Annotated in this window: 10 protein-coding genes; 5 read left to right on the forward strand and 5 right to left on the reverse strand. The window is 52.7% G+C overall.

The genetic code is table 11. From position 1 onward, the window contains the following. Positions 1 to 154 precede the first annotated feature (154 nt). Positions 155 to 3,052, forward strand: coding sequence for an excinuclease ABC subunit UvrA (uvrA, locus tag F0P93_RS11205; protein ID WP_150876421.1), 2,898 nt, complete (start codon positions 155 to 157; stop codon positions 3,050 to 3,052). 264 nt (positions 3,053 to 3,316) lie between these two features. On the opposite strand, the gene tnpA is transcribed toward uvrA, so the two are convergent. From tnpA to aat, 5 genes are all read right to left on the reverse strand, one after another. Continuing rightward, positions 3,317 to 3,775: an IS200/IS605 family transposase gene (gene tnpA / locus F0P93_RS11210; RefSeq protein WP_150876422.1), complete on the reverse strand. Its 459-nt coding sequence runs from the start codon at positions 3,773 to 3,775 to the stop codon at positions 3,317 to 3,319. A 52-nt stretch (positions 3,776 to 3,827) separates the two neighbouring features. Continuing rightward, the gene (locus F0P93_RS11215; RefSeq protein ID WP_225309451.1) at positions 3,828 to 4,775 is read right to left on the reverse strand and encodes a sterol desaturase family protein; all 948 of its coding nucleotides are present in this window, start codon (positions 4,773 to 4,775) and stop codon (positions 3,828 to 3,830) included. 152 nt (positions 4,776 to 4,927) lie between these two features. Next, on the reverse strand, positions 4,928 to 6,178 hold the full coding sequence (locus F0P93_RS11220) for a glutamate-5-semialdehyde dehydrogenase (protein WP_150876424.1): 1,251 nt from the start codon (positions 6,176 to 6,178) through the stop codon (positions 4,928 to 4,930). A gap of 14 nt (positions 6,179 to 6,192) precedes the next feature. After that, entirely contained in the window at positions 6,193 to 7,221 is a 1,029-nt protein-coding gene (gene proB / locus F0P93_RS11225; RefSeq protein WP_150876425.1) for a glutamate 5-kinase, read from the reverse strand. A 144-nt stretch (positions 7,222 to 7,365) separates the two neighbouring features. Further along, the gene (aat, locus tag F0P93_RS11230; RefSeq protein WP_150876426.1) at positions 7,366 to 7,992 is read right to left on the reverse strand and encodes a leucyl/phenylalanyl-tRNA--protein transferase; all 627 of its coding nucleotides are present in this window, start codon (positions 7,990 to 7,992) and stop codon (positions 7,366 to 7,368) included. A gap of 364 nt (positions 7,993 to 8,356) precedes the next feature. On the opposite strand from aat, the gene F0P93_RS11235 reads away from it, so the two are divergent. The 4 genes from F0P93_RS11235 to argC all read left to right on the forward strand — a co-directional run bounded on the left by F0P93_RS11235 (position 8,357) and on the right by argC (position 12,755). Next, entirely contained in the window at positions 8,357 to 9,064 is a 708-nt protein-coding gene (locus F0P93_RS11235) for a GNAT family N-acetyltransferase (RefSeq protein WP_138989993.1), read from the forward strand. A 154-nt stretch (positions 9,065 to 9,218) separates the two neighbouring features. Next, positions 9,219 to 10,424, forward strand: coding sequence for an argininosuccinate synthase (locus F0P93_RS11240; protein ID WP_150876427.1), 1,206 nt, complete (start codon positions 9,219 to 9,221; stop codon positions 10,422 to 10,424). A 100-nt stretch (positions 10,425 to 10,524) separates the two neighbouring features. Continuing rightward, on the forward strand, positions 10,525 to 11,775 hold the full coding sequence (locus tag F0P93_RS11245) for a glycosyltransferase family 4 protein (RefSeq protein ID WP_150876428.1): 1,251 nt from the start codon (positions 10,525 to 10,527) through the stop codon (positions 11,773 to 11,775). Next, positions 11,772 to 12,755: an N-acetyl-gamma-glutamyl-phosphate reductase gene (gene argC, locus F0P93_RS11250; protein ID WP_150876429.1), complete on the forward strand. Its 984-nt coding sequence runs from the start codon at positions 11,772 to 11,774 to the stop codon at positions 12,753 to 12,755. The genes F0P93_RS11245 and argC overlap by 4 nt, the downstream gene beginning before the upstream one ends. The last annotated feature ends 106 nt before the right edge of the window (positions 12,756 to 12,861 follow it).

Consider the following 12,861-nt stretch of genomic DNA (forward strand, 5'->3'; position numbering starts at 1 on the left):
TGAATTTTCTGTTAGATTTAAGAATAGGCCTTACGCTTGCCGCCCCTAAATCCCCTAAAGGGGACTCGGACACGATCAATCCGGATTCCAAAAGTCCCCTTTAGGGGATTTAGGGGCGGCAAGCGTAAGGCTAGAAGAATAAGGCTATCACAACGTGACAGAAAACAACGCTACTACCCGGCATTCCGGGCTTACAGACATTGACCTGACGGGCTACGAGCAGATTGAGGTATTGGGTGCCCGCGAACACAATCTGAAAAACATTGATGTTACGATTCCCCGCAACAAACTGGTGGTGGTAACCGGCATCAGCGGAAGCGGCAAATCGTCGCTGGCCTTCGATACCATTTATGCCGAGGGTCAACGCCGGTACATGGAGAGTTTTTCTGCCTACGCCCGCTCGTTTCTTGGCAACATGGAACGGCCCGACGTCGACAAAATCAACGGCTTGAGTCCGGTTATTTCCATCGAGCAGAAAACGACGTCGAAAAACCCCCGTTCTACCGTCGGCACGACCACCGAAATCTACGACTTTCTGCGGCTGCTGTATGCCCGCGCCGGTGAAGCCTTTTCGTACGTCACAGGGCGGAAAATGGAGCGGCAATCGCAGGATCAGATCATCGACACCATTCTGACGCATTATGCCAATAAAAAGCTGACCCTGCTGGCACCCATCGTGCGGGGTCGGAAAGGGCATTACCGCGAATTATTCGTACAGATTGCCAAGTTGGGCTACGCCAAAGTTCGCGTCGATGGCGAGGTGCAGGACATCGTTCCAAAGATGCAACTCGACCGCTACAAAGTCCACGATGTCGAAATTGTGATCGACCGGATTGTTCCCAAACCGGAGGACCGCTACCGGCTCAGCCAGTCGGTGCAAACGGCTTTGAAACAGGGAAAGGGGGCCATGCAGATTCTGGATGAGAAAAACCACCTGACGTATTTTTCCCAAAACCTGATGGACCCGGAATCGGGCATCAGCTACGATGAACCGTCGCCCAATACGTTTTCGTTCAATTCGCCCTACGGAGCCTGCCCGGTTTGTAACGGGTTGGGAAGTATCGAAGAAATTACAGAAGAGTCGGTAATTCCAAATAAATCGCTCAGCATCAGCCGGGGTGCCATTGCTCCCCTCGGCGAATACCGCGAACTCTGGTTTTTCCGGGAGATCGAAGTCATCCTGAAAAAATACAAACTCAGCTTGACGACACCGGTTGAAAAATACCCACCTGATTTGCTACATGCCCTGCTCTATGGAACCGAGGACGAGTCGACCATGCCGTCGAAAAAACATCCGGGCCAGGACTATTACAATTTCAAGTTTGAAGGCGTCATTACCTTTCTGAAACGCCAGCAGGAAAACGCTGATTCGGCGGGTCGTTCCGATAAAATTCAGGAGTGGCTAAAGGATTTTACGGTGATCAAAACCTGCCCGGAATGCGAGGGGGCGCGCTTGAAAAAAGAATCGCTGTACTTTCGGCTGGACACCAAAAACATCTCCGAACTGGCCCGCATGGACATTTCGGAACTGGCCGTCTGGATGACGGATGTGGAAAGCCGCCTGTCGAACCGCCAGAATGTGATTGCCAAAGAGATTCTGAAGGAAATCCGCAAACGGATCGGCTTTTTGCTGGACATCGGGTTGGACTACCTGATGCTCGACCGGCCGCTGCGCACGCTCTCCGGTGGTGAAGCCCAACGCATCCGGCTGGCCACGCAGATTGGCACCCAACTCGTTGGTGTTCTGTATATTATGGACGAACCCAGCATCGGTTTGCACCAGCGCGATAACGTCAAATTGATCGACTCGCTGAAAAACCTGCGCGATCTGGGCAATACGGTTTTGGTGGTGGAACACGACAAGGACATGATGCTGGAGTCGGACTACATTCTGGACATTGGTCCGGGAGCCGGTCGGCACGGCGGTCAGGTCGTTGGTGCCGGAACACCGGAGCAATTCCTGAAAAACGGCAGCACGACGGCGGCTTACCTGAGCGGTCGCCGGGCGATTGAAGTTCCGAAAGAACGCCGAAAAGGCAATGGAAATCAATTGGTAATCAAGGGCGCTACGGGACATAACCTGAAGAACGTAACCCTCAAACTGCCTTTGGGCCAGATGGTTTGCATCACGGGTGTGTCGGGGAGCGGAAAGTCGTCGCTGATTCACGAAACCCTGTTTCCGGTGTTGAACAAGCATTTTTACAAGTCAAAACGCGAGGCTCTGCCGTTCAAATCGGTCGAAGGGCTGGATCAGTTGGACAAGGTAATCGAGGTGGACCAATCGCCAATTGGGCGGACACCCCGTTCGAATCCGGCGACGTATACCGGCATGTTTTCCGACATCCGCAGTCTGTTTGCCGAACTGCCCGAAGCCAAAATCCGGGGCTATAAACCGGGGCGGTTTTCGTTCAACGTCAAAGGCGGTCGGTGTGAGGAATGCGAGGGTGCGGGGATGAAGAAAATCGAAATGGAGTTTTTGCCGGACGTTCACGTCATGTGTGAAACCTGCAAAGGCAAACGCTTCAACCGCGAAACGCTGGAGGTACGGTTCAAGGGAAAATCCATCGCCGACGTGCTGGATATGACCGTTGAACAGTCGCTCGAGTTCTTTGCCAGCCAGCCGAAGATCCTGCGAAAAGTACAAACGTTGAACGATGTTGGATTGGGTTATATCACCCTCGGCCAACACGCCACGACGCTCTCGGGCGGGGAAGCCCAACGGGTAAAACTGGCGGAAGAATTGTCGAAGAAGGACACCGGCAAAACCATGTACATCCTCGATGAACCGACCACCGGCCTTCATTTTCAGGATATTTCCCATTTGCTCGACGTGCTGAACAAACTGGCGGACAAGGGCAACACGGTTTTGATCATCGAACACAATCTGGATGTGATTAAAGTCTCCGACCATGTCATCGATTTGGGTCCGGAAGGGGGTAATAAGGGCGGTTATATCATCGCCGAGGGAACGCCGGAGAAAGTCGCCAAAACGAAAGGAAGCTATACCGGGAAGTTTCTGGCAATGGAGTTGGCCGCGTTTTCAAACCGTTGAAACGGTTTTTTTACCGTGGTTTAATGGTATTTCAGAATATGAAACCGTTAAAACGGTTTTGGAAATGGGGATATTGACCGATTTACCCACTGTTAAAACCGTGGGCTGGTAAAATACCGGTGCAGCAAACCAGTTTGTTGGTCAGAATGGCAAAATATTCAAACCCTGAATAAAAACGCAGGCTGATTGAATAGTACGTCAACACCAGCCAACGGTTTCAACCGTGGGTCCACGAACCGGTTTCCCTCAATTCCAAAAACCGTTTTAACGGTTTTGAAACCCGTCATCCCCGCTGTTCAGCAACCCATATTGTTTCATAAACCGTTGGTATTCTTCGGCAAACGTCATTTTCTGGTGGTGGTGTTCCTGACTGGCAATGTACTGCCGAACCCGTTCAACCTGGGATTCACTCACCGAAAAAGCACCATACCCCGTTTGCCAGGCAAATTTGTCCGGAATAATATCCAGCCCGTTGATGTGATGGGAACTGCTGCCCTTGATCTGCTTCATGACATCCGAAACCGCTAGTTGCGGTTGTAATAGAAACAGGATGTGAACATGGTCTTCAATGCCGTTGATGCTATCGACGATACAGTCGGCATCGGTTAATTCCTGACGGATATGGCGGTATAAGAAATCCCGAACGGTTTTCTGAATAAGCGGCTGGCGGTTTTTAGTCGAGAAAACGGCGTGAATCCAGATTTTGGTTTTGGAATGTGACATCGCAGAAATAGGGATTATCGTTCAATACCTAGACGACAACCAATCTATTTTGTCACTTCGCTGGCGATTCCGTAGAAATCGACGGATGATTCCCAACACCCGGCCGTTCCGGCAACTCACCGACCATCTGGAATTCCATTTCCGACTCCGTCCCGATACCGAATTCCTGCCGCATTTCGTCGGCGGTTTGGCTTCGGCCATCGTGGCTCCAGCCAGGAGGAGCCAGCAGGTATCTGATTTTCTGACCGAACGGCCCCGGTATACGAAGGTCTGACATTAGTTTTTTCCACTCGTGAAAAACCAGATTTCCCGGCGAGTGGTCGGTGATGTTGGTGGTTAGGCCATAGCGGACGGGGTCGGTTGGTTCTTCTTCCGCAAAAGTGCCAAACAGACGATCCCAGATGATGAGCATCATGCCCATGTTCCGGTCGAGGTAACGGACGTTGGACGCGTGGTGAACGCGGTGGTGCGACGGCGTCACCAGAAACCATTCCAGAAAACCAAGACGGCCAACGTACTGAGTATGAACGATAATGCCGTAAATCTGCGTGGCGGAATACATAAACACAATGTCCTCGGCCCGGAACCCCAGCAACGCAATCGGCACAAAATAGATAAACCGGTAGAGCGGTTGAAGGACGGAGGAACGGAAACCAACCGTCAGATTAAACTCCTCAGACGAGTGGTGCGTCACGTGAATGGCCCAGAACAGGCGGCAGAAATGATCGACGCGGTGCAGCCAGTAGAAGGCAAAATCTTCCAGGATCAGGAGCGTCAGCCAGTACAGCCAGGGCGTTGTTATTTCCGTAATACGATACTGGTAAACCCAGACCAAAACGCCAACATAGAACCCCCGAACCAGCAAATCGAGGCCCATGTTGAGCAGGGTCAGGTAACAATTCTGAAGAATGCCTTTAATGGAGTAATAAGGTCGATGCTGGCAATAGCTCAACACCATCTCTGCGCCAATAATAAGCACATACAGCGGTGTGGAGAGCATGAATAGCAAAGACTCCCGAAATCCAATCATTTTTAAGTGTTACGACGAATACGTCGCAAGTTACGGCATCGAACTACATTTATAATTGTACTTTGATTAGAAATTCATTAAAAATGAACCTCCTCATTTCGAACTAAAAAAGCGGTTTTTCCCTACCAGCGCACCTGACCATCACCCACCACTACCCACTTTTCCGTCACGAGTTTTTCGAGGGCGAACGGGCCCCGGGCATGTAATTTCTGCGTCGAAATTCCGATTTCGGCTCCCAGCCCAAATACCCCGCCGTCGGTGAAACGAGTCGAGGCATTGGCATACACGGCAGCCGCGTCCACTTCATTTAGAAACCGGTCGATAGCCGCCGGATCGCGGGACACAATCGCTTCGGAATGGCGGGACGAATAGGTCTGAATGTGCGACAAAGCCTCTTCTAAACCGCCGACCACTTTAATGGCACATTTATAATCCAGAAATTCCCGCCCAAAATCGCTCAACTGAGCCGGTTGAAGGGCCGGGTAACCGGCTGACGCTAAGATACGATAAGCCTCCTCATCCGCAAAAACCTCCACGTTCCATTTCGTAAAATCCGCCACCAGCATCGGCAGAAATGCCCCCGCAATGGCCTGATCGACCAGCACGCAATCCAGCGAGTTGCAAACCGACGGGCGCGACACCTTGGCATTCACAACCATATCACGCGCTTTTTCCAGATCAGCCGTCCGTTCAACGTAGGTATGACAAACGCCCGCACCGGTTTCGATGGTGGGCACGAGTGAATTTTGCCGGACGTACTGAATCAACGAATCGGACCCTCGCGGAATAATAATATCGACATAGCGCGTGGCCGTCAGCAATTCGTTGACGACGGCCCGGTCGGGGGGCATCAGCGAAACGGCGGCTTCCGGCACGCCAAATTCCGTCAGCACCTGGTGAATCAGCGCCACAATCGCCAGGTTAGAGTGATGCGCTTCTTTCCCGCCTTTCAGTACGCAGGCATTTCCCGACCGCAGGCAGAGCGAAGCTACATCCAGCGTCACGTTGGGCCGCGACTCATAAATGACGCCCACCACGCCCAGCGGAACGGCCAGCTTCCGGAGCTGAAGCCCCTGTTCTATCGTCTTTTCCAGTAAAACCTTTCCGCTCGGATCGGGCAGCACCGCCACCACCCGCAGGCTTTCCGCCAGATCGCAGATGCGCTTTTCGTTCAGCAACAACCGGTCTTTCTTCGGATCAGCATCCGGCATGGCGTCCAGATCTTTCTGGTTTTCAGCCAGGATGGTTTTCTGGTTGTCAAGAACCACATCCGCCAGCCGGTTGAGCAGGGCGGTTTTTTGTTCATCGGACAGGCGCCGAACCGAAGCCGAAGCAAACTTCGTTTCCTGAAGCAGGGGAGTTACTGTATTCATACAATCCGGTATTTTTACAAAAGTACAATATCATTGGCATTTGCCACCTCCACATTTTGCTGGTTCAATTGTGGCAATAAGTCCGCCGACGACAGGCGCGCGCGGGCTACGGCCACGGTGACCCCGGCTTCGTCACAAATCTCAACGACTTCGCCAGCCGCAAATTCACCTTCTACCGTCCGAACACCGACGGCCAGCAAACTGTTCCGCCGACCCAAGGCCGCCACCGCGCCCGCATCGACCCGCAGAATTCCGGCCGTCAGGCTGCCACTGCCGAGCCAGCGTTGCCGAGCCGAGGGCGTGCTCACCTGCGGTTTAAACGTCGTGCCAGTTTCGCCCCGCAACGCCCGCAAAATACCGTCGGGTTGTTTCAGGCCAAAAATCGTGACCCGGATGCCCATGCGGGTCGCCAGTTTGGCAAAGGTCAGCTTGGACGCCATTCCGCCCAGGCCCAGGGCCGATTTTTCATCCCGAACAATCCCGAAAATGGATTCATCGACCCGATCGACCGCCTGGATGATGTGGTTGTCGTTGTCCAGCAAACCGCCAACTGAGGTACACAGCATGAGTGTCGAAGCCCCAAACCCGACGGCCATGAGCGTGGCCAGTTCGTCATTGTCCGAAAACTTCAGTTCCCGGTCGCTCACGACGTCGTTTTCATTCGCAATGGGAATAATGCCGTTTTTCCACAATTCCTGCACGGTTTCCTTGAGCTGGAGAAACTGCTGCCGGTCGGCAAAGTGATGGCGTTCGCAGAGAGTTTGCGCAATTGGGATGTTATAGTCGGAAAAATAGCGGTTATACACATTGAGCAACAGCAGATTACCCACGGCGGCCGCAGCTTTCCGCTGGGCTATTTCACCCCGGTAGCCTTCGATCAGCCCTTTTCCGGCACCCACCGCGCCCGACGACACCAGAACAATGTGGTACGACTGACGCAATTCGGCCACCTGCCGGGCAATGTCGGCAATTACAGCTTCATCGAGCGAACCGTCCGGCTGGGTAATCGATGCCGTACCGAATTTAATGACTAAAACTGACACGCTTGAACTGGATTAAGAGACTAAACTAAAGTGACGTTACGGGCGATGAAGTGAAAGAAGGGGCAAAAATACGAAAGATTCCGCCAGACCGCGCGAATCGGCCGAAATCGGGGACAGAAAACCGTGGGGGAACGAAAGACGCTATTAATCCGGCTGATTTTTGAAAAGATGCGCCAGCACCGGCTCCGTAAAATTGGCTTTTTTTTGCAGCGTTTGCTTCAACCGCTTCATGTATTCCGGTCGTGGAATTTCAATGGCACCAAACCGCCGGACATTATCGTTGATAAATTGAGTGTCCAGCAACTCAAATTGTTGTTTTCTCAAGATTTCAATCAGGTAGTGGAACGCTACTTTTGAGGCATTTGGCACCTGATAAAACATCGATTCACCAAAAAAAGCCGCTCCCAGCGCAACCCCATAAAGACCGCCAACCAGACCATTATCGATATACGTTTCAACGCTGTGGGCCATTCCCATCTGGTGCAACTCCACATACGCTTCGATAATTTCTTCGGAAATCCAGGTGCCGTCATTTTCGGAACGGGGCAGCGCACACTTTCGCATAACCTGCTCGAAGTCAGTATTAATTCGAACTTCGAACACTTTTTTATTCAGGATAGGCCGCAGTGATTTAGCGGGTTGGTAGGTATCGAGGGGAATGATGGCACGGGGGTCGGGGGAATACCAATATAGCGTATTGTCCGTGTCGGCCATCGGAAAGATACCATTGATGTAGCCATAAATCAGGTCATCAGAAGACAGACGATACATGGAGATTCGCGAAGGTTCTCCAACAAATATATAAAAATATTGGTTTGTAAAAAATGGCACGATTACTGAACGTTTCTGCAAAATTATCGTTATTTTATTGCACAAGCGGAACAATTCCTTTATCATTGTCCCGCTTTTTGGCAAACACAAAAATGGCAACACGCGTCTATCTACCGACATTCTACCACACAACGCCATTTCGGTTCAGGTCCGAAAGGACCCGACCTAATTGCTTGCCTATGCGGTGAGCATCCGCTCCTGCGGTTCAGCCCTTTCTTATTTTTATTTATCAACAAACTTTTTTGATCACACGATCCAACCGGTTATCCGCCGGACAAGGGTGCCTTCATTCGATCAAACGACGATGATTTCAGAAGTAAACAACGATACATACGTAGTTCAGGTGGCCGATGAAAACCACCTTCAACTGGCCGAAGCGATCTGCAAAGAAATGGAGGAAAGCGCGAAGGCCCGGGGAACAGGCATTGCCAAACGCTCGCCTTTGTACCTGATGGAGAAGATGCTGGAAGGCAAGGCGATTGTGGCAACGACAAAAACCGGCGAATGGGTGGGTTTTTGTTACATCGAGACCTGGCAGCACGGCAAGTTCGTCGCCAATTCGGGCCTGATCGTCCATTCTTCTTTTCGGAAGAGCGGCATTGCCACGCGCATCAAAAACGAAGCCTTCAAGCTTTCACGCAAGAAATATCCCGATGCCAAAATCATCGGCTTAACGACCAGCCTGGCGGTGATGAAGATCAATTCAGATCTGGGCTACGAACCCGTGACATTCAGCGAATTACCGGCGGATGATGCGTTCTGGAAAGGCTGTTCGAGCTGTGTCAATTATGATATTCTGACCCGGACCAACCGGAAACACTGCCTCTGTACGGGCATGTTGTATGATCCCGAGCAGCACAAAAAGACGGAAGAGAAAACCGAAAAGTGGAATTTTCTGAAGGAATCGAAGCTGTATGAACGTTGGATGCGCATCAAGCAGCGCATTCTGATGCGTTTTCAGGATCGCCCCCGGACGAGGAAACCCGAACGCGAGTTGGAAACCGTCGGGTAATAAAGTCATTGTAAAGGTATTCAAGTGATTTTAAGTCCCTTTCGGCGGTCGGCTGGAAGGGATTTTTTAGTTTTGTGTCTTACATACAATCTGAGCTGTCCCCAATCCGGTCAGATCAGCCCTTTTCGTTCCATACGTCCCACAGTTCACCGTGATGTCTCAACAGAAAAAAGTAGTTCTTGCGTTTAGCGGAGGTCTCGACACCTCGTTTTGTGTTAAATACTTATCCGAAGATCTGGGGTATGAAATCTACTCCGTGCTGGTCGATACCGGCGGTTTTTCGGAGGCCGATTTGAAAACCATCGAAGACCGGGCCTATTCGCTGGGCGTGAAGCACCATACCGCCATCGCCAAAACCGACGATTACTACCAGCAATGTTTAAAATACCTGGTGTATGGTAACGTACTGAAAAACAACACCTACCCCCTGAGCGTCAGCGCCGAGCGGATTTTTCAGGCCATCGCCGTCGCCGAATATGCCAAATCCATCGGTGCCAATGCCATTGCACACGGCAGCACCGGCGCAGGCAACGACCAGGTACGGTTCGATATGGCGTTCCGGATCATTGCCCCCGACGCCGAAATCATCACGCCCATCCGCGACCTGCGGCTGTCGCGCGAAGCGGAAATCGACTACCTGAAAGCCAAGGGCGTGGAGCAGGAATGGCACAAAGCCGCCTATTCCATCAACAAAGGCTTGTGGGGAACCTCCGTGGGCGGTCGCGAAACGCTGACTTCCAACGGTTTTCTGCCCGAATCGGCCTGGCCGACGCAGGTGACCAAAACCGAACCGGAGCAAATCACGCTGCATTTCGAAGCGGGTGAACTGAAAGGCATCGGTGACGAACCCGTCGGTGATCCCGTTCAGGCCATTCAACAACTGACGGCGCTGGCCGGGCCGTTTGGCATTGGCCGCGATATTCACGTCGGCGACACCATCATCGGCATTAAAGGCCGGGTCGGTTTTGAAGCTCCGGCTCCGCTGATTATCCTGAAAGCGCACCACGCCATCGAAAAGCACGTGCTGACCAAATGGCAGCAATACTGGAAAGATCAACTGGCCAACTGGTACGGCACAATGCTGCACGAAGGCCAGTTTCTGGACCCCGTCATGCGGAACATCGAAACCTTCCTGACCGATACCCAAACCCACGTCACGGGTAAAGTGCACGTTTTGCTGGCCCCCTATCGGTTCCAGGTGCTCGGCATCGAATCGCCGTTCGACCTGATGTCGTCCGCATTCGGCAGCTACGGCGAAATGAACAACGCCTGGACCGGCGAGGATGTCCGTGGCTTCTCGAAAGTGATGTCGAATCAGTTGATGATTTATGGGAAAGTGAAGGAAAGCGCAAACAAATAATAAATGTAGAATGTAAAATGATGAATGTACAAGTGCGTGGTGTCGCTCTAACACTTTTACATTCATCATTTTACATTTGCTATTTTACATTCCTTAAAATTTGAACGTAATCATCGACGCCAGCCTTCCGGGTATTGGCTTTTACCACCGTCAGGCCAAAACGGGCGTGAGTCGCGTAGCCGAGCAATTGGTGAAGGGACTGCTTGCCTCGGAGCAGGTGCAGCTTTCGCTGGCTGCGCCGACCAACCAGGCCGAAACGTTGCGGTATGCGCGGGAAACCTTCGGGACACAGGCTCCGCCCTTGATCAACCGCCCGGTCGAACAGCGGTGGGCGAAGCTGGAAAACGCCCTGCTCGGTCCGTTTGCGCCCCAAAGTATGCCCTCGAAGGTGATTCGGCAGGTTTTTTACCGATCCCGAAAAGCGTTGAAGGGCGAACAGGCCCGGTTTTCGGCAGAACGGCTGCCGAACGGCGCCATTTACCATTCGCCGTTTTTTGCCATTCCGGACGACATTGGACGAATGCCACACGTTCGCAAGGTGCTGACGGTACATGATTTGATTCCCATTCACCACCCCGAATGGTTTCCGGCGGGTGAGCGGGCGGTCAAAGAGGCAATCCAGAACCTGCCCAAAGACGCGCACGTCGTCACCGTTTCCGAAGCGACGAAAGTGGATTTTTGCCAGTTTACCGGTTTTGATCCGACCCGCGTAACGCCCATTCATCTGGCGGCTTCAAAAACGCTGTTTTATCCGGTAACCGATGCCGCGCGAATCAAAGCCACGCAGCAACGCTTCGGCCTGGGCGACGAACCGTATCTGCTCAGTCTGGCCACCCTCGAACCGCGCAAAAACCTCGATCACCTCATCCGCTGTTTTGTTCAACTGGCCGAAAGCGGGGAGCTGCCGACGGAAGTGAAGCTGGTATTGGTCGGTACGAAAGGCTGGAAAATGGATCAGGTTTTGAGCGAAATCGCAAAGAACGACAAGATTCGGTCGCGGCTGGTTTTCACCGGTTTTGTGCCTGACGAAGACCTGGCCGCTATGTATTCCGGTGCCCTGGCCTTCGTATATCCATCCCTGTTCGAAGGCTTTGGATTGCCGCCGTTAGAAGCCATGCAATGCGGTTTACCGGTGATTACCTCGAACGTTTCGTCACTGCCCGAAGTGGTTGGCGATGCGGCCATTCAGGTGTCACCTACCGACGCCGACGCGCTCGCCCAGGCCATGCTGACGGTGGTTCGGTCGGCCGATTTACGCAACGAATTAGCAACCCAAGCGCTCCGGCGGGCACAATTGTTCTCGTGGGAACGTTTCACCAGTGAGCACATCAGGCTCTACCAGACATTATGACTAAACTACGTATCGGGATTATCGGCGGAGCGGGCTACACGGGTGGCGAGTTGCTGCGCATCCTCATCAACCACCCCAACGCCGAAATTGCCTTTGTCCACAGCAAAAGCCAGGCAGGAAAACCGGTTTACAACACCCACACGGATTTACTGGGCGACACCGATCTGACTTTTTCCGGAGACGACACCCGCGACCTGGTCAACCAGGCCAACCTCTCTGTGATTTTTCTCTGCTCCGGCCACGGCGAATCCGCGAAGTTTCTGGCGGAAAATCCGATCCCGGAAACGCTGAAAGTAATTGATTTGAGCACCGATTTCCGCGATCAGTCGAACGGCTTTGTATACGGTTTGCCCGAACTGCAACGCGAACGCATCCAATCCGCAACCAAAATCGCGAACCCCGGTTGTTTTGCCACCAGCATTCAACTCGCTTTGCTCCCCCTGGCGCAGGCCGGGCTGCTCTCGGAGGCCGTTCAGGTGAGCGCCATCACCGGCTCCACCGGCGCGGGACAATCATTAAGCCCAACCACGCATTTCACCTGGCGGAACAACAACGTTTCGATTTACAAAGCCTTTACGCACCAGCACCTGACGGAAATCCGCCAGAGTCTGACTGCCTTGCAACCCGGTTTTGATCAGCCGATCCACTTTGTTCCGTACCGGGGCGACTTCACCCGCGGCATCATGGCCAACGTCTATACGCCCTTTGCCGGGAGCCTTGACGAAGCCCGTCAGCTTTTTGACACCTACTACCGCAGCCACCCGTTTACGCACCTCAGCAACATGCCGGTGGATGTGAAGCAGGTTGTCAACACCAACAAATGCCTGATTCACCTGGAAAAACACGACGGTCAGTTGCTCATCAGCAGTGTGATCGATAACCTGACCAAAGGCGCATCGGGGCATGCCGTTCAAAATATGAATCTGCTGTTCGGGTTGCCGGAAGATACGGGACTGCGACTGAAAGCCGTTGCGTTTTAACTTTCTCAGGGGGCCGGATCACACAAAATCCGGCCTTTTTTTGTGAGTTATTGGCTCTACACCGCCAGTTACCGACTCCCGCTGGCCGACGGTCTCGAAGCCTGTA

The organism is Larkinella humicola (assembly GCF_008727875.1).
Classification (GTDB): domain Bacteria; phylum Bacteroidota; class Bacteroidia; order Cytophagales; family Spirosomataceae; genus Larkinella; species Larkinella humicola.

Bases quoted from the DNA above. Each gene is read 5' to 3' on its own strand.
- F0P93_RS11215 (WP_225309451.1), bottom strand. From the start codon at position 4,775: ATGCTCTCCACACCGCTGTATGTGCTTATTATTGGCGCAGAGATGGTG.
- tnpA (WP_150876422.1), bottom strand. From the start codon at position 3,775: ATGTCACATTCCAAAACCAAAATCTGGATTCACGCCGTTTTCTCGACT.
- F0P93_RS11240 (WP_150876427.1), top strand. From the start codon at position 9,219: ATGTCTCAACAGAAAAAAGTAGTTCTTGCGTTTAGCGGAGGTCTCGAC.
- aat (WP_150876426.1), bottom strand. From the start codon at position 7,992: ATGTATCGTCTGTCTTCTGATGACCTGATTTATGGCTACATCAATGGT.
- F0P93_RS11235 (WP_138989993.1), top strand. From the start codon at position 8,357: ATGATTTCAGAAGTAAACAACGATACATACGTAGTTCAGGTGGCCGAT.
- argC (WP_150876429.1), top strand. From the start codon at position 11,772: ATGACTAAACTACGTATCGGGATTATCGGCGGAGCGGGCTACACGGGT.
- F0P93_RS11220 (WP_150876424.1), bottom strand. From the start codon at position 6,178: ATGAATACAGTAACTCCCCTGCTTCAGGAAACGAAGTTTGCTTCGGCT.